This window comes from Paractinoplanes polyasparticus (assembly GCF_019710575.1).
Lineage (GTDB): Bacteria > Actinomycetota > Actinomycetes > Mycobacteriales > Micromonosporaceae > Actinoplanes > Actinoplanes polyasparticus.
In genome coordinates, this window is record NZ_JAHWFK010000015.1 from 123882 (window position 1) to 139157 (window position 15276).

Consider the following 15276-nt stretch of genomic DNA (forward strand, 5'->3'; position numbering starts at 1 on the left):
GGGTGGGATCATCGGAGGATGGTCTACCCGTTCGGTCCCGGTCCTGAGGTCGGTGGACCGGTGGGCGACTCCTACGCCGTCGCTCTGGTGCGCGACGGTGACGCCGCGGGCGTGCTGGGGGTTCTGCGGCGCATCCGCTTCACCGGGTGGGTCGGCGCGGCCGAGAGCGGGTGGCTGCCGGTCCTCGCCGTGCCGGGGAACGGCGCCGTAGCGTCTCAGCGGCGGGGGATCGCCGGGGCCGGCGAGGTGCTGGCCGGGGAGCTCGGGGCCACGGTGCTGGTGGTGCGGGTGCTCGCCGATCGTCAGCTCGCTCTGGTGGCTCGGGTGGGTGACGACGAGGTCGGTCGCTATGTGAGCGACCCGTCGCGCGAGCCGGGGGCCGCGGACGACGTCCTGGACGATCCGCTGGGTGTCTCGGCGGCCGGCGGGATCGCCGCGGCCGCCGGGCATCCCGAGCGGGGCAGAGAGCTCGCCGAGGTGCTGGACGAGCGGCTCGACCCGGAGAGCGTCATCGAGTCGGAGCGGCTCGCGCGCATGCTGCGGCTGCTGGGACTGCCCACCTGGCTGGTCGCCGTCGCGGCCCTGCCGCGCGACATTCCGACCGGGCCGACCGCGCGCGATCTGACGCGGCTCGGCTTCGGGCTGCCGGGGCCGGGTGGGGTGGTGCTCGCGCGGCTGGCCCGGGTGGTCCGGCGCCGCCGCCGGCCGCCGCCGATCTTCGCCGACCCGCCGCGGGGCGGCTCCGGGATGGACCCCTGGCTCATGTGAGCCCGGTCAGGGCCGCCGCCGGCGTGGGCGCCAGGCTTCGACGACCTTGGCCACGGCTGTGACCAGGAAGAGCTGGCCGGTCAGGGCTTCGAGGACGGCCAGACTGCGGCCGGGGTTGCCCGCGGGCACCAGATCGCCGTAGCCGGTGGTGGTGAGCGTGACGAAGCTGAAGAAGAGGGTGTCGGGCAAAGCGGCGTCGCCGGCGTCGGCGAAGAACGGGCCGGGCTGCAGAAAGGCCACGCCGCGGTAGGCGAAGCCGAACGCCATGCCCAGCATCAGGTAGGCCGCAAGAGCGCCCAGCATCAGCTCACGGTCGACGGCGCGGCGGACGAGGTCGGCCACGATGGCCACGGGCGCGATCGCGTACAGCACGCAGCCCGCCAGGAAGGTCGATCCCATCAGCCAGCCGGCCGGCAGGACGAGCGCCCACGCGGCGGTCACGAGAGCCAGGGCGAAGACCGCGGTGGCGGCCTGGCGCAGGCGCGAGCGGATCGAGGCCAGCCGCAGCACCTGCCATACCGTGCCGATCTGAACGACCAGCACGAGCGTGACGCCGACGCGCTCGGTGACCGAGGTGGCCAGCACATAGGTGAGAACGATGAGGCCTATCACGGGGGCGTAGCCCCGTTTGCCGGTTGCGATCCCGTCCGTCATCGCCCGACGCTAGAACCGCGCTGTTCTCGCGCGAATCGCGCGCTGCGGAGGAGAACCGGTCCGTGGCGCGCGACCCCGCCCGGTCACGCGCCACGGAAGATGACAGCGACGCCAGGTCAGGCGGCGGAGCGGAGCGGGACCTGGCCGGCACGTAGCACGTTCGCCGGGTCGTAGCGCTCGGCCAGCGACGTCAGCCGGGCCAGGGTCGCCGGGTCGTACGAGCGGGCGATCCGCTCCTGGCCGGCCGCAGCGCCGTGGTTGGGCAGCGCCCCGCCCGTGGCCCACGGGGCGAGCGCCGAGCGCAGCGCGGCGGCGTGCGGGCCGATCGCGTCGGCGACGGGCGGCGCCGGGACGCCGATGACGGTCAGGACGAACGCCGCGTCGCGGTGGCAGAGGGCGCTCGGGTGCGCCGGCTCGGCGGCCAGCGCGCCGCCCAGCTGGCGCAGCTCGACGATCACCTGCGGCGAGCGGGCGTCCGGGCCGGCCACGGCCAGCAGGGCGTCCACGGCCTCGGCGGGCAGCGACGACAGCAGGTCGGTCTCCTCGAGCACGGGCATCGGGCCGGGCGGGTCGGCGTGCACCATGCCGATGGCCGCGTACGGGATGGTCTGAACGGCGTCGATGAGAGGCGCCGCGGCCGCCCGCAAGGGAGCGAGCACGGCTTCCCCGGACTCCGGGGCGCCCGTCCAGGCGAATCGCACCGCGACCGTGAACGTGCCGGCCAGAGGCTCGGGCACGCCCGGCATCGGGGGCAGCTGCAGCAGCGCGAGCGACGTGGTCGCCTCGGGCGGCAGGGCGGACGACCACTCCCGCCATCGGTGCACGACCACCGAGGCGTCGGCGCCGGCGAAGTAGAGCGCCCCGGCGTACAACGACGGCAGCGGCACCAGGTCGAACTCGAGCGCCGTGACGACGCCCAGCGCCCCCTTGCCGCCGCGCACTCCCCAGAACAGCTCGGGCTCGTCGACCGCTGTCACCCGGCGGGCCACACCGTCACCGGTGACGATCTCGATGGCGCGTACGCGATCGGAGGCCCAGCCGAAGGTGCGGGCGACCGGGCCCAGCCCGCCGCCGGTGGTGTAGCCGACGACGCCCACCCCGGGGGCGGAGCCGCACAGCGGGGCCAGACCGTGCGGGGCGGCCGCGTCGAGCACCTGCTGCCAGCGCACCCCGGCGCCGACCCGCGCCCATCCGTCGGGGTGCACGACGCACTCGTCGAGGCGCCGGGTGTGTACGAGAATTGCGCCGTCGAGCGGGCCGGCCAGGCCGTGCCCGGTGGCCTGCACGGCGACCGCCCGTCCGGTCGCGGCGGCGAAGCGCACGGTCTCGGCGACATCCCGCGCGTCGCGGGCTTCGACGACGGCCGCGGGTGTCGCGGCGATCGCGACGTTGAATCCGGTCGCCAGCTCGGCGTGGAGCGGCTCTCCGGGTACGGCGAGCGCCCCGGTGAGCCGGCGACGGAGCGCCTCGAAGGTTTCGACGGCGGTGGTCATGGTGGTCCCTTCCGGTCTGCTGTGTGGCGACACCGGGGACTCTGACCGAGCCCACTTGCGATCGGCTTAAAACTCACCTGAGGAATTCTTGCGGGCGCCGGCTCTGATCGCGCCGCATTGTCGATTTCGCGGGACGTCGTACGACGACCGGATGACATCCATGATGAGTCCGGGAGGTACGGATGAAGTACGCGCTGCTGATCTACCAGACCGAGAAGAACTGGGCCGAGGCCGACGAGGAGCAGAGGCGCCAGGCGTACGAGGCACATGGCCGGTTCGCCGCCCTGCTGAAGGACCGGGGCGCCGACCGGGGCGGCGAGGAGCTCGCGCTCTCCGGCACTGCCACGACCATCCGCTCCGGCGGCCTGCTCACCGATGGCCCGTACGCCGAGACAGCCGAGCAGTTGGGCGGCTTCTACCTGGTCGAGGCGCGGGACCTCGACGAGGCGCTCGAGTTCGGACGCGCCCTCGCCGAGTTGGGTGACATCGTCGAGGTGCGGCCGGTGGTCGCGTACGAATGAGCGCCGTCGAGGCCGCCTTCCGCGAGCACCGGGGACCGCTGCTGGCCACCCTGGTCGCCGAGCTGCGCAGCTTCGACCTGGCCGAGGACGCGTTGCAGGACGCCTTCGCCGCCGCCACCAGCCAGTGGCCGGGCGGGGGCGTCCCGCAGCGCCCGGCGGCCTGGCTGCTGTCGGTGGCCCGCCGCCGGGCTGTCGACCGCCGCCGCCGCGACGAGACCCTGCTCCGCTACCTCCCGCGGCTGATCACCCCGGAGGCGCGAGCGGCGGACAACGACCCGGAAGCGGACGATTCCCTGCAGCTGCTCTTCGCCTGTTGCCATCCCGCGCTCGGCCTCGAGGCCCGCGTCGCCCTCACCCTGCGCTTCGTGGCCGGGCTGACGGCTCCCGAGATCGCCCGGCTCTTCCTGGTGGGTGAGCCGACCATGGCCGCCCGGATCACCCGGGCCAAGCAGAAGATCCGTGCCGCCGGGATCCCGCTCGGTGTGCCGTCGCCGCACGACCTGCCGGCCCGGGCCGAGGGCGTTCTCGCCGTGCTCTACCTGCTTTTCACCGAGGGGTACCGGTCGCACCGGCACGAACTCGCGGCCGAGGCGATCCGGATCTGCCGCCTGATGCCGCCCGCCCCCGAGACGACCGCGCTGCTGGCCCTGATGCTGCTGCAGCACTCGCGCCGGCACGCCCGATTGTCCGACGGAAATATCGTCCTACTGCCGGACCAGGACCGTAGCCGATGGGACAGCCGCGCCATCGCCGAGGCGCTCACGCTGCTCGACACGCCTGCGCCCGTCGGCCCGTACCGCCTGCAGGCTCGGATCGCCGCCCACCACGCCATCGCCCGGCAGGCCGCCGACACCGACTGGCCCGCGATCGCGGCGCTCTACGCGCGCCTCGAGGACCTGACCGGCTCGCCCGTCGTGCGGCTCAACCGGGCCGTCGCCGTCGCCGAGGCCGAGGGCCCGGCCGCCGCGCTCGATCTGCTCGATGTCGACCTGCCCGGCAACCATCACCTGCCGGCCGCCCGGGCCGAGATGCTCCTGCGGCTCGGCCGGACCGCTGCGGCAGTGGAACAGTTCGACATCGCCCTGGCGCTGGCCCCGACCGACACGGAGCGTGACCATCTCCGGCGGCGTCGGGAAAGCGCTCCCGGTACCGGTACCGGGTGATCGCCGGTACCGGTTCCGGCGTCCGAACATCCGTTCCCTGGGGCCATTCGGGCAAGGTGCGTTCCGGAACCGCGGCGAGATGTCCGATGCCTGTGCGAATGCCGTACCCGGCGGTCGCTCCGGTTCTTGACATGTCGATGGGTCTATTGCTTGCTGTGATCCAGTTTGTTGCTCCCCCGTTAACGGAAGGGACCTTCCCGCATGACGACAAACGCCGGGCGGCCGTCCGGTCGCCGGCAACTGCGACGGATTTTCGCCGTTGGGCTCGCCACGGTCACCGTGGGTGCGCTCACCAGCGTGCCCGCCGCCGCAGCCCCCACCGCAATTCCGGCCGCCAACACGGCCACCCCTAATTTCGGCGCCAACGTCACCATTTTCGACCCGAGCATGCCGGTCGCCGACATTCAGGCGAAGCTCGATGCCGCGTACGCGCAGCAGGTCAACGCCGAAATGGGAACCAACCGGTACGCCTTCCTGTTCAAGCCGGGCACGTACGGCACCGACGCCCAGCCGCTGCAGATCAAGGTCGGTTACTACACCGAGGTCTCCGGCCTCGGCGCTTCCCCGAACGACGTGGTGATCAACGGCAAGGTGGAGGTCTACAACCGCTGCCTCACCGAGAACGGCACCGCGAACTGCCTCGCGCTGGTCAACTTCTGGCGCACGCTGTCGAACCTCTCCATCAAGGTCAACGGAGCGGGCCAGGACGGGTGCCGGGCCGGCGCCAACTTCTGGGCTGTCTCGCAGGCCGTGTCGCTGCGCCGGCTCAACGTCGACGGCGGCTTCACGCTGATGGACTACTGCACTGCCGGTCCGCAGTACGCCAGTGGTGGTTTCATCGCCGACTCGCAGTTCGGCGCGGTCACCAACGGTTCGCAGCAGCAGTGGCTGACCCGCAACAGCAAGGTCGGCAACTGGTCCAACGCGGTGTGGAACCAGGTGTTCGCCGGCGTCGAGGGCGCGCCGGACGACGCGACGTTCCCGAACCCGCCGTACACGACCCTGGAGAAGACGCCGCTGAGCCGGGAGAAGCCCTTCCTGTTCGTCGACGCCAAGGGCAAGTACGCCGTCCGCGTGCCGAGTGCCCACCGCAACACCAGCGGTGTCAGCTGGGCCGAGGACCTCACGAGTGGCCGGACGATCCCGCTGAGCGACTTCTTCGTCGCGAAGCCGTCCGACCCCGAGTGGCTTATCAACGCGAACCTCCTGCTCGGCAAGAACCTGCTGTTCACGCCGGGCGTCTACAACATCGATCAGACCATCCACGTGCTGCGGCCGAACCAGGTCGTGCTCGGGATCGGCCACGCCACGCTGACCGCGGTCAACGGGGCCACGCCGATCAAGGTGGCCGACGTCCCCGGTGTGATCATCGCGGGTGTCACGATCGACGCGGGTCTCAAGGAGTCGAAGAACCTGCTGCAGGTCGGCAACAAGAACGGGCTGGGCATCAGCTCGGCCGCGAACCCGACCACGCTGTCGGACGTCTACTTCCGGGTGGGCGGCCCGCACATCGGCAAGGTCGACACCGCGCTCGAGGTGAACAGCGACAACGTGCTGATCGACCACACCTGGGTGTGGCGCGGTGACCACGGCGTCGAGGGCTTCACCGAGGGCGTGAACGGCGACACCCAGCGGTGGCGCACCAACACCGGTCGCTACGGCGCCGTCATCAACGGCGACAACGTGACCGCGACGGGCCTGTTCGTCGAGCACTTCCAGAAGTACAACACCGTCTGGAACGGCGAGAAGGGCGTCACGGTGCTCTACCAGAACGAGTTGCCGTACGACCCGCCGACGCAGGCGGACTGGATGAACGGCAACGTCAAGGGCTACGCCGGGTACAAGGTCGGAGACAAGGTCAGGAACCACACGCTGTACGGCGCGGGGGTCTACGTCTTCAACCAGAACAACCCGGCCATCGAGACCGAGAACGGTTTCGAGGTGCCGAAGCGCCCCGGTGTGAAGCTGCACCACATCATGACCGTCAACCTCAGCGCCGGCGTGATCAACCACGTCGTCAACGGGGAGGGCGCGGCCGCCGACATGACCAAGGTCGGACAGCCGGTCTTCGTGACGGACTATCCGGCGCCGTGACGATCGGATGAGGAAAGGCCGGAACCCTCTCGGGGAGTTCCGGCCTTTTCCACGTTCAGGGGAAGGATGCCTCCTGGCGGGGTAGGCACCCGTCCCGTCCGCCATTCTGCCCCCGCCCAGCCGTTTCGGCATTGTCCGAACAGCTCAGGATGCTGCGGCTTTACGACAGTGCGGTTCCTATTTCGCGCATGGCGTGCAAGACCACGGCGGTGTCGCCGGGCGCGAAGTTGGCCAGAACGGCGTACGCCTGATCGCCCCGATAACCGACATCGGCGCGGATGCCGTCGTCCGTGCCCGTTTTGTTGCGAACGCTGCCGGTGTGCGCCAGCGGATCGTCGTGGAAGCCGGACGCGACCATCGACAGGTCGGCGCTGGTGGCGAGCCAGGCGTCGATCCGCTCGGACACCGCCGGCGTCAGCAGTTCCCGGCGGGCGATCCGTTGCATCAGGACGGCCAGTTCGCCGGCGGCGCCGGTCGAGAGCGTCGGCGGGTGGTGGGTTTCGCGCTTGTTGCGTACGCGGTCAAGCAGTTGACTGTCGTGCAGCCCCAGCTCCGTGGCCGTTCGCCGCACGGCGGGCAGCCCGACCCGCGCGAGCAGCGCATTCGTGGCGTAGTTGTCGCTCACGGCCGCGATCAGCACCGCCAGATCGGCGATCGGCAGCGCCTCGACGGCCAGATGCTGCCACAGCCCCGAGTCGGCGACGGCAAGGGCCGGATCCTTGGCGAGCAGCTCGTACGGGTCGAGCTCGCCGGCCTCGATGCCGCGCGCGACTTCGGTCAGCAACAGCAGCTTGCCGATGCTGGCGGTCCGCAGCCGCCGCCGCGGCGCGTACGCGGCCCGCCCCGGCACGGCGATCGACCACCTCACGCCCGGTGTGCCCGCGACAACCCGGTCGACAACGTCCTGAAGATCCATAGGATCATTCTCGTGCCCCTCCTCGATGATCTCCTGACCCGCGCGACGGCCGACCCCGGGGTGATCGGCGTGATCCTCACCGGGTCGCATGCCCGCGGCCTGGCCACCGACCACTCCGACGTCGACGTGATCGTGGTCCTCACCGCCCCCTCGGACGCCTGGCAGCGTGATCGCTCGCCGGAGCTGGATCTCGGCGCGCTCACCGCGGAGCAGCTGTCCGACACGTCGATGCGGTGGCCACGGTACGGCTTCCGCGGCGCCCAGGTGCTGCTCGACCGGGGCGGGGTGGCGGCCCTGGTCGAACGACAGGCCGTCCCGACCGCGGAGGAGGCCCGCTCGTGGGCGCGGGAGTCCCTGGACGGGTACGTGAACCAGCTCTACCGAGCCGTCAAGAGTCGCCGCGACGGACTCCCGGAGGCCGCCTTGATGGACGAGCGTGAGAGCGTCCCGTGGCTGCTGGAAACGGTGTTCGCCCTGCACGGCCGGATCCGCCCGTACAACAAGTACCTGGAGTGGGAGCTGGCCACCCACCCGCTGCCGGACCCGTGGAACCAAGCCCTGGCGCCGGCCCACGTGGCCGACCACCCGGTCGAGCTGTTCCCCGCCGTGGCCGAGCTGGCCCTCGCCCACGGCCACGGCGACGTCCTCGACGAGTGGGGCGCCGACATCGACCTCATCCTGTCCCGAGCGCTCTGACCAGGAACCGGCACGGGTCGGCCACCTCGTGGCGGGCGCCCGCGTCGTCGACGTAGTGGTAGCGGTCGAGATACCGGCAGCCCGTCTCTCCGTAGCAGAGCCGCCGGTAGAGGGCCGCCGCCCGCCCGTTCGAGTCGTCCACACCCATCCCGAGCCGCTCGACACCGCGCGCGACAACGACGGCCTCGGCCCGGCACTCCCTGATCTTCACCAGCCCAGAATGGGCAGCCTCGACAGCCAGGGCGAACAATTTTCGAGGGCGGCGGAGCGCGTCGAGTTTCACGCGCGTCGCCCGTGTAACAACAGCCGGGCGACCGGACAGGTAGGGGTGTGACGACACTGCAACCCGATCGGGAGGGGCGCTTCCGGGCGCTCTATGCCGACGCGTACGCCGACGTCCTGGCCTTCGCTCAGCGCCGCGGGCAGCCGGACCAGGCCGAGGACGTGGTCGCCGAGGCTTTCCTGGTGGTGTGGCGCCGGTTCGAGGACGCGCCGCGACGGCGGGACGACGCCCGCGCCTGGGTGTTCGGCATCGTCCGGCACTGCTTGCTCAACGCCCGCCGTGGGCAGGGCCGCCAGGATGCCCTCGAGGTCCGCGTCGCGTCCGCCTCGAGAAACGAGCCGGGCGAGCCGTCGGCCGAGCTGATCGACCTGGCGACCGCGTGGCGCCGGCTGCGCCCGGCCGAGCAGGAAGTCCTGGCCCTGGCCGTGTTCGAGGATCTGACCTCGGCGCAGGCGGCCCGCGTGCTCGGCATCAGCGCCGCGACCTACCGGATCCGGCTCATGCGCGCCCGCCGGGCCCTGCGCGGCCATCTCGCCCCGGGCGCCTTTCTCACCGAGCTCATGGAGGCCCAGTCGTGAAGTCGCTGCGAGCCCTGGACGTCGCCACCGCACCCACCTTCGAGCAGTACGAGCGGGCCGCCACCACCCTGGACCGCATCGTCGCCACTCCACCCGATCCGCCCCGCCGCTTCGCCGGGCGAAGGGGCTGGATGCTGATTCCGGCCGTGGCTGCCGCGGTTGCCGTCGTGCTGGCGGTAGCGCCGTGGGGCGGCGACGGCCGCGCGTACGCCACGTGGACCCCGGTCCCCGTGCCGCTGACGTCGGCCGAGACCGGGCTGGTCGGCGCGGCCTGCCGGGATGACATGCGCATCTACAAAGACCTGGACCTCGACCGGGCCGAACTGGTGCTGGCCGAACGCCGGGGCGAATACGTGGCGATGGTCTACCGCTACGACAACCCGGGATCGGAGGCGTCCTGCCTGGTCCACAATCTGCCCGGCACCGACGACGTCGACGAGGTGAAGACGACCGCCTCCGGCAGTTCCGGCCCGTTCGAGAAGGCCCCGGCGGGCCGGTTCATGGAAGGGGCCCTCTCGGTCTTCCCCGAAGGCGTTTCGATCACCGAGGGGGCGGCCGGGCCCGGAGTGGCGGGTCTGACCATCCACACCGAGGGTCTGTCCGTGCAGGCGACGGTCCACAACGGCCGCTGGGTCGCGTGGTGGCCGGGCCGGGCGCTGGTCGAGGACGGCAACGGCAAGTGGCGTGACGTGCCGCGCACTTACGACGTGCTGCTGAACGACGGCCGGACCATCGAGGACGCGCAGCCGTCGAGATGACGGCTACGCGGCCAGGGAGTGGGCGACCCGGCGCAGGAACTCGTTGTTGGAGGACGTGCCGCGCAGCTGGTCGAGCAACTGGCGCATCGCGTCGGGGGTGCCCAGCACGCGCCGCACCTGGGTGACGATCGCGAGTTCGGCGGGGGAGAGGAGGGTCTCGTCGTGGCGGGTGCCGGTCGAGGAGAGGTCGATCGCCGGGAAGACGCGGGCCTCGGCCAGCGAGCGGTCGAGCTTGAGCTCGGCGTTGCCGGTGCTCTTGAACTCCTCGAAGATCACCGTGTCCATGGCCGACCCGTTCTCGACCAGCGCCGTGGCGATGATGGTGAGCGAGCCGCCGCCGTCGATGTTGCGGGCCGCGCCCAGGAACCGCTTGGGCGGATACAGGGCCGACGCGTCGAGGCCGCCGGAGAGCGTACGCCCCCGGCCCGGCGCGATCAGGTTGTAGGCGCGGCCCAGCCGGGTGATCGAGTCGAGCAGCAGGACCACGTCCCGGCCCTGCTCGACCAGGCGCTTGGCCCGCTCGACGGCGAGCTCGGCCAGCGCCGTGTGCTCGTGCGGGGGACGGTCGAACGTGGCCGCCACGACCTCGCCCTTCACCGTACGGCTGAAGTCCGTGACCTCCTCGGGCCGCTCGTCCACGAGCACGACCATCAGATGGGCCTCGGGGTTGTTGCGGGCGACGGCGTGGGCGATCTGCTTGAGGATCGTCGTCTTGCCGGCCTTGGGCGGCGCCACGATCAGCGCCCGCTGCCCCTTGCCGATCGGCATGGCGAGGTCGATGACGCGGGTGGTGAGCAGCTGCGGGTCGGTCTCGAGGCGCAGCCGCTCCTGCGGATAGAGCGCAGTCAGTTCGTAGAAGTCGGGCCGGCGGCCCATCGGCTGGTCGAGCTGCAGGGTGGCCGGTTTGCGTCCGGTCGTACGGGCGGTGCCGCTGATCCGGTCGCCGCGGCGTAGCCCGAGCCGCCGCACTTCGGACATGTTCACCGGGATGTCGTTCCTACCGGGCAAGTAGCCGTCGACGCGTAGCCACGCGCGGTCGTCGACCACGTCGAGCAGGGCGTCGAAGGCGACGTCTTGGAAGGCCTGCGCGGTGCGGCCTCGGGTGGGTGTGACTGTCATGGGGGTACTCCTCAAGAGCCTGCGACACGCAGGGTGAGAGAAAACGCCGGGAAAGGCGCTGTGGGAAAGGCCGGAATGGTCTCGGCCGGATGTTCGCCCCGGGGGCTACCAGAGACTGGTGCCACGCCCGGAGGCTGGGTTGAAGATAGCACGGGGTCGCGAGATGACATCCCGCCGACACGCCGTGTTTGCCCGGCGTACGCCTGCGCGGTATGGAATGCCTCGTGCACCATGCGAACCACTACTACGGCCACAGCCACGTCCTGGCCCGCTACTGCGGCCTCGACGACACCGATCCGCCCCGCCTGCACGGCTATCTGCAGCACGGCTGGAACATCGGCGACGGGATGGCCCCCGACCACGAGTATGTCCCGGGCGTCCCGAAGTTCGTCTGGTCGGAGCGGGTAAGGCGGCGGGCCTGGTCGCTCGGCCGGCGTGAGGTCTACGTGGTGGGCTCGCCGTGGGCGTACCTGCTCGCGATGGAACCGGAACCGGCCGACGCGCCGCCGCGGCGGGGGACGCTGTTCTACCCCTTCCACGGCTGGGAGGGTCAGCACATCATCGGCAACCACGAGGGCCTGATCGAGGAGATCCGGGCCACCGAGGAAGGCCCGGTGACGGTGTGTCTCTACTGGCAGGAATACCGCGACAAGCGGGTGCGGGCCACGTACGAGCGGGCGGGCTTCCGGGTCATCTGCCACGGCTACCGGGGTGGCTGGTGGAAGGACCTCGACCCCGGATTCCTCTACCGTCAACTGGCTGAGCAGCGCCGGCATTCCCGGGTCGCGTCGAACCGGCTGTGCAGCGCGATCATGTACGGCACTCTGGCCGGCTGCGAGCCCGCGGTCTACGGCGACCCCATGCAGCTGGAGCGCGAGAAGTCGGCCTTCGGCGGGCAGGCGAGGATCGTACGGGAGTGGTCGGACCTGCACGGAGCTGCGCTGGACGTCTCCGTGGCGCGCCGGATCGCGACGGCCGAGCTGGGCGCCGACCGTCTGCTGCCCCCGGCCGAGCTGCGCCGCGTGCTCGGCTGGCCGTCCCTGCGTCATGATCCCGATTTCGAGCTGACCGGAGTGCTGACCCGATGACCACGCTGATCGGCGGCGAGATGCTCCTCTGGTCCGACCTCGACGGCAGCCGCGGCCGCGGCCCCGTCTCGGGCGACGCGCTGGGGTTCCTGCTGTCGCAACCCTTCGGCCGTACGCTGGTGGCCGGTCCGCACGCTCCCGAGCTGCTCGAGGCTCTGCCGCCCGCGCAGGTGACGGTGCTGGCGCGCGGCGCCGCGGACGCGGAGTTGCTGGCCACCCGCGGGTTGACGGTCGTGTGCGGCAGCCTGGAGAAGATGGCCGCAGTCCCCGCGTACGACACCGTGATCGCCCTGGACGGCCTCGACCGCCTGCATTCGGCCGAGGCCGAGCCGCACTCCTGGACCGAGACGCTCGACCTGCTGCTGGCCGTCCTGAAACCCGGCGGCCGCCTGCTGCTGGGCGTGGAGAACCTGTTCGGCATCCACCGGCTGACGGCCCTGCCCGCCACGCCCACCGACGCCGAGTGGACGGTTCCCGACGACCACGATCCGCAACGCCCGGCCGGACACGCCCGGCTCCTCAGCCACCTGGCCCGCCGTGGTCTGCACGTCCAGCGGGACTACGCCGCGTACCCGGGCTTGTCCTCACCGACCGTGCTGCTGAGCCGGGAGATCCAGGCCGACGCCGCGCTCGCCGGCGCCCTGGAAGCAGCGGTGGCCACCGCCGTCCAGCCCACCACCGACGTGCTGATCGACCCCGTCCGCCTGGCCACCGCCGCCGTCCGCAACGGCCTGGCCACCGCGCTGGCCCCGGCCTGGGTAGTCGTTGCCCACCGCGACCCCGGCACGACCGCGGATGCCGCCTTGCCGGACGCGGTGATCAACGGCCGGGAGTTCCGGCTTCCCGCCGCCGGCCTGCCCCGGGGCCGCACTCTGGAGGACCATCTCCTGGCCGCCGCCCAGCGCCGCGACCTGCCCACCATGCGGGACCTGCTCACCACCTGGCAGTCGTCACCCTCGGCAGGCGTGCCGGCAGCCCAGATCGTCCTCGGCGACAACGCGGAACTCACCGCCCTGGCCCCGGCCGCGGATCCGCTCACCGCCCTGCGCGCCTTCGCCGCCTCAGCGATCGCCGGCGGCTTCGCCCCGTTGTGGCCGATCCGAGCCGACGAGGCCGAACTGACCGCCGTCCTGGCCGGCATGACCGGTCGCGAACTCGAACCGTCCGAGGTCCCGCCCGCGGACAAGCCCGGGGCGCACGCCGTCGGCGACCTGCTGGCCGACCGCGACCGCCTGACCCGCGAGTTGTCCGAGGCGAAGGCCAAGCACGAGTGGTACGAGCAGATGTTGCTCCGCCGCGAGGCCGAGCTGAAGCGCGTACGCCAGATGAACGCGCTCCTCTCCGCAACAGTGCCCGGCAAGGCCGCCACCACGCTGGTCGGCGGCCTGCGGGCCGGAAAGCGCGCCATGCGTTCGGTGGTCCGCCGCACCCGCGGCAGCTGACGCGCGGACGTCGGGTCTGCTCCGCCCGGGGCCGGATGGCAAGATCCTGTCCCGTGATCGACGACGTGAGAAATCCGGGTCCCGTGGCGGCGCGCTCGTGAGGGCGGTCATCGTCGCGGCCGCGGTCGCCTTCATCATCTCGCTGTTCGGCACCCCGGTCGCGATCCGCGTCTTCACGGCGCTCAAGGCCGGCCAGCCGATCCGCTCCCTCGGGCTGGCGAGCAGCGAGGGTAAGCACGGCACGCCCGCGATGGGTGGCGTCGCGTTCATCGTCGCGACGGTGTTCGCCTACGCTGCCGGGCACATCGCGCTGACCACCCTGCCCGAACGGCAGATCGCGCAGGAGCAGCCGACCATGACGGCCCTGGTCCTGCTCGGCCTGTTCGTCTTCTGCGGCGTCGTCGGCTTCCTCGACGACTTCCTCAAGGTGCGGCGGCGCAACTCCGACGGGCTGTCCGCCAAGGGCAAGCTGCTCGGCCAGGCGATCGTCGGCACCGGGTTCGGCATCGCCGCGCTCTCCGTGGCCAGCACCAACGGCCAGACCGTGGCCAGCGAGAACATCTCGTTCATCCGCGACATCAGCTGGCTGGACGTCGGCAAGGTCGGCTCGGTGATCGTGTTCGTTCTCGTCATCACGGCGATGTCCAACGGCGTGAACCTCACCGACGGCCTCGACGGGCTGGCCACCGGCGCGTCGATCCTGGTGCTGGGCGCGTACGCGTTGATCGGCTTCTGGCAGTACCGGCACTGGTGCGCCGACGAGGCGTACACCCGGGCGAACGACTACTGCTACCAGGTGCGGGATCCGCTGGAGGTCGCCATGATCGCGGCCGCGGCGGCCGCCGCCTGCCTGGGCTTCCTGTGGTGGAACACGTCGCCGGCGCGGATCTTCATGGGTGACGTGGGCTCGCTCGGGCTCGGCGGCCTGATCGGCGGGCTCGCGGTGGCGACCCGCACCACGCTGCTCTCGATCGTGATCGGCGGGCTCTTCGTCCTCATCATCACGACCTGGATCATCCAGATCGTCTCGTACCGGACCACCGGCCGGCGGGTCTTCCGGATGGTTCCGCTTCACCACCACTTCGAGCTGGCCGGGTGGAGCGAGGTCAACATCGTCGTGCGGTTCTGGATCGTGGCCGGCATGTGCGTGGCGGCCGGCCTGGGCCTGTTCTACTCGGACTTCCTGGCGGCCGTCGGTTGAGGTGGTCAGCGCTGGGCGTACCTCGTGAGCCTCGCGGTCGGCGTGAGGTTGTACTTCATGTGGTAGCCGGTGGCGATCACCATCGCCTCCATGATCCGGAGAGCGTGGTCGTGACCGCTGACCGCGATGTTGGCGGCCAGATCGACGGGTTGCCCGGTGATGAGGCTTTCCGCGAGGGCGAGCAACCGCCGGTCGTCCTCGGACTGCCGCGCCACCGCCGGTAGGGCGAACACGGCCGCCCAATCCCGGATCACGGCCACCTGGATGTCCTGCCCGTCGTCGTACTCGGGGATCTGCACGATCTCGACCAGTTCCGCGAAGCCGGGCTGGTCCGGCAGCTTGGTGAAGGTCAGCAGGTGCACCGCGGCCTTTTTGGTGTCCGGGCGGTCGATCCAGGCGCCGGCACGGATCAGTGTCCGCAGCGCGTCAGGGCTGAACTCTGAGTCGGACACGCACCAGGCTCCTCGTCGGTGGATGCTCATCAGCCATCGTCCACTTCGGA

At 71.3% G+C, this 15276-nt stretch carries 16 protein-coding genes; 10 read left to right on the forward strand and 6 right to left on the reverse strand.

What is annotated here, in order from left to right; genetic code table 11:
• Window positions 1–18: 18 nt before the first annotated feature.
• Complete coding sequence (locus KXC43_RS18110) at window positions 19–768, forward strand: hypothetical protein (protein WP_221377246.1); 750 nt, start codon at window positions 19–21, stop codon at window positions 766–768.
• A gap of 6 nt (window positions 769–774) precedes the next feature.
• On the opposite strand, the gene KXC43_RS18115 is transcribed toward KXC43_RS18110, so the two are convergent.
• Complete coding sequence (locus KXC43_RS18115) at window positions 775–1422, reverse strand: potassium channel family protein (RefSeq protein WP_221377247.1); 648 nt, start codon at window positions 1420–1422, stop codon at window positions 775–777.
• Between the two features lie 116 nt (window positions 1423–1538).
• Window positions 1539–2915 carry an FAD-binding oxidoreductase gene (locus tag KXC43_RS18120; RefSeq protein ID WP_221377248.1) on the reverse strand — a complete coding sequence of 459 codons (1377 nt, stop codon included), beginning with the start codon at window positions 2913–2915 and terminating at the stop codon, window positions 1539–1541.
• Between the two features lie 182 nt (window positions 2916–3097).
• On the opposite strand from KXC43_RS18120, the gene KXC43_RS18125 reads away from it, so the two are divergent.
• From KXC43_RS18125 to KXC43_RS18135, 3 genes are all read left to right on the forward strand, one after another.
• Window positions 3098–3436: a YciI family protein gene (locus KXC43_RS18125; protein WP_221377249.1), complete on the forward strand. Its 339-nt coding sequence runs from the start codon at window positions 3098–3100 to the stop codon at window positions 3434–3436.
• The gene (locus tag KXC43_RS18130) at window positions 3433–4599 is read left to right on the forward strand and encodes an RNA polymerase sigma factor (RefSeq protein ID WP_221377250.1); all 1167 of its coding nucleotides are present in this window, start codon (window positions 3433–3435) and stop codon (window positions 4597–4599) included. Before KXC43_RS18125 ends, KXC43_RS18130 begins: the two co-directional genes overlap by 4 nt.
• Before the next feature lie 201 nt (window positions 4600–4800).
• Window positions 4801–6693 carry a pectate lyase-like domain-containing protein gene (locus tag KXC43_RS18135; protein ID WP_221377251.1) on the forward strand — a complete coding sequence of 631 codons (1893 nt, stop codon included), beginning with the start codon at window positions 4801–4803 and terminating at the stop codon, window positions 6691–6693.
• Between the two features lie 160 nt (window positions 6694–6853).
• Here KXC43_RS18135 and KXC43_RS18140 read toward each other — a convergent pair whose 3' ends face one another.
• The gene (locus tag KXC43_RS18140) at window positions 6854–7609 is read right to left on the reverse strand and encodes a serine hydrolase (protein ID WP_255644281.1); all 756 of its coding nucleotides are present in this window, start codon (window positions 7607–7609) and stop codon (window positions 6854–6856) included.
• 12 nt (window positions 7610–7621) lie between these two features.
• Here KXC43_RS18140 and KXC43_RS52365 point away from each other — a divergent pair, with 12 nt between their 5' ends.
• Window positions 7622–8305, forward strand: coding sequence for a nucleotidyltransferase domain-containing protein (locus tag KXC43_RS52365; RefSeq protein WP_308129135.1), 684 nt, complete (start codon window positions 7622–7624; stop codon window positions 8303–8305).
• Here the strand turns inward: KXC43_RS52365 and KXC43_RS18150 are convergent.
• The gene (locus tag KXC43_RS18150; RefSeq protein ID WP_221377253.1) at window positions 8283–8516 is read right to left on the reverse strand and encodes a hypothetical protein; all 234 of its coding nucleotides are present in this window, start codon (window positions 8514–8516) and stop codon (window positions 8283–8285) included. The two genes, KXC43_RS52365 and KXC43_RS18150, sit on opposite strands and share 23 nt — an antisense overlap.
• Window positions 8517–8635: 119 nt before the next feature.
• On the opposite strand from KXC43_RS18150, the gene KXC43_RS18155 reads away from it, so the two are divergent.
• Window positions 8636–9166, forward strand: a complete 531-nt coding sequence (locus KXC43_RS18155; RefSeq protein ID WP_221377254.1) for an RNA polymerase sigma factor — start codon at window positions 8636–8638, stop codon at window positions 9164–9166.
• Complete coding sequence (locus KXC43_RS18160) at window positions 9163–9924, forward strand: hypothetical protein (RefSeq protein WP_221377255.1); 762 nt, start codon at window positions 9163–9165, stop codon at window positions 9922–9924. The genes KXC43_RS18155 and KXC43_RS18160 overlap by 4 nt, the downstream gene beginning before the upstream one ends.
• A 3-nt stretch (window positions 9925–9927) precedes the next feature.
• Here the strand turns inward: KXC43_RS18160 and rho are convergent, their stop codons facing one another.
• Window positions 9928–11043 carry a transcription termination factor Rho gene (gene rho, locus KXC43_RS18165; RefSeq protein WP_221377256.1) on the reverse strand — a complete coding sequence of 372 codons (1116 nt, stop codon included), beginning with the start codon at window positions 11041–11043 and terminating at the stop codon, window positions 9928–9930.
• Between the two features lie 224 nt (window positions 11044–11267).
• On the opposite strand from rho, the gene KXC43_RS18170 reads away from it, so the two are divergent.
• The 3 genes from KXC43_RS18170 to mraY all read left to right on the forward strand — a co-directional run bounded on the left by KXC43_RS18170 (window position 11268) and on the right by mraY (window position 14774).
• Entirely contained in the window at window positions 11268–12131 is an 864-nt protein-coding gene (locus tag KXC43_RS18170; RefSeq protein WP_221377257.1) for a hypothetical protein, read from the forward strand.
• Window positions 12128–13573 carry a class I SAM-dependent methyltransferase gene (locus KXC43_RS18175; RefSeq protein ID WP_221377258.1) on the forward strand — a complete coding sequence of 482 codons (1446 nt, stop codon included), beginning with the start codon at window positions 12128–12130 and terminating at the stop codon, window positions 13571–13573. Before KXC43_RS18170 ends, KXC43_RS18175 begins: the two co-directional genes overlap by 4 nt.
• Before the next feature lie 97 nt (window positions 13574–13670).
• Window positions 13671–14774, forward strand: a complete 1104-nt coding sequence (gene mraY, locus KXC43_RS18180; protein WP_221377259.1) for a phospho-N-acetylmuramoyl-pentapeptide-transferase — start codon at window positions 13671–13673, stop codon at window positions 14772–14774.
• A 5-nt stretch (window positions 14775–14779) separates the two neighbouring features.
• Here mraY and KXC43_RS18185 read toward each other — a convergent pair whose 3' ends face one another.
• Window positions 14780–15226, reverse strand: coding sequence for a hypothetical protein (locus KXC43_RS18185; RefSeq protein WP_221377260.1), 447 nt, complete (start codon window positions 15224–15226; stop codon window positions 14780–14782).
• Window positions 15227–15276: the final 50 nt, after the last annotated feature.

Excerpts from the sequence above, each read along its gene's own strand:
- KXC43_RS18130 (WP_221377250.1), top strand. The coding sequence starts at position 3,433 with ATGAGCGCCGTCGAGGCCGCCTTCCGCGAGCACCGGGGACCGCTGCTG.
- KXC43_RS18125 (WP_221377249.1), top strand. The coding sequence starts at position 3,098 with ATGAAGTACGCGCTGCTGATCTACCAGACCGAGAAGAACTGGGCCGAG.
- KXC43_RS18140 (WP_255644281.1), bottom strand. The coding sequence starts at position 7,609 with ATGGATCTTCAGGACGTTGTCGACCGGGTTGTCGCGGGCACACCGGGC.
- rho (WP_221377256.1), bottom strand. The coding sequence starts at position 11,043 with ATGACAGTCACACCCACCCGAGGCCGCACCGCGCAGGCCTTCCAAGAC.
- KXC43_RS18115 (WP_221377247.1), bottom strand. The coding sequence starts at position 1,422 with ATGACGGACGGGATCGCAACCGGCAAACGGGGCTACGCCCCCGTGATA.
- KXC43_RS18135 (WP_221377251.1), top strand. The coding sequence starts at position 4,801 with ATGACGACAAACGCCGGGCGGCCGTCCGGTCGCCGGCAACTGCGACGG.
- KXC43_RS18175 (WP_221377258.1), top strand. The coding sequence starts at position 12,128 with ATGACCACGCTGATCGGCGGCGAGATGCTCCTCTGGTCCGACCTCGAC.
- KXC43_RS18120 (WP_221377248.1), bottom strand. The coding sequence starts at position 2,915 with ATGACCACCGCCGTCGAAACCTTCGAGGCGCTCCGTCGCCGGCTCACC.
- KXC43_RS18110 (WP_221377246.1), top strand. The coding sequence starts at position 19 with ATGGTCTACCCGTTCGGTCCCGGTCCTGAGGTCGGTGGACCGGTGGGC.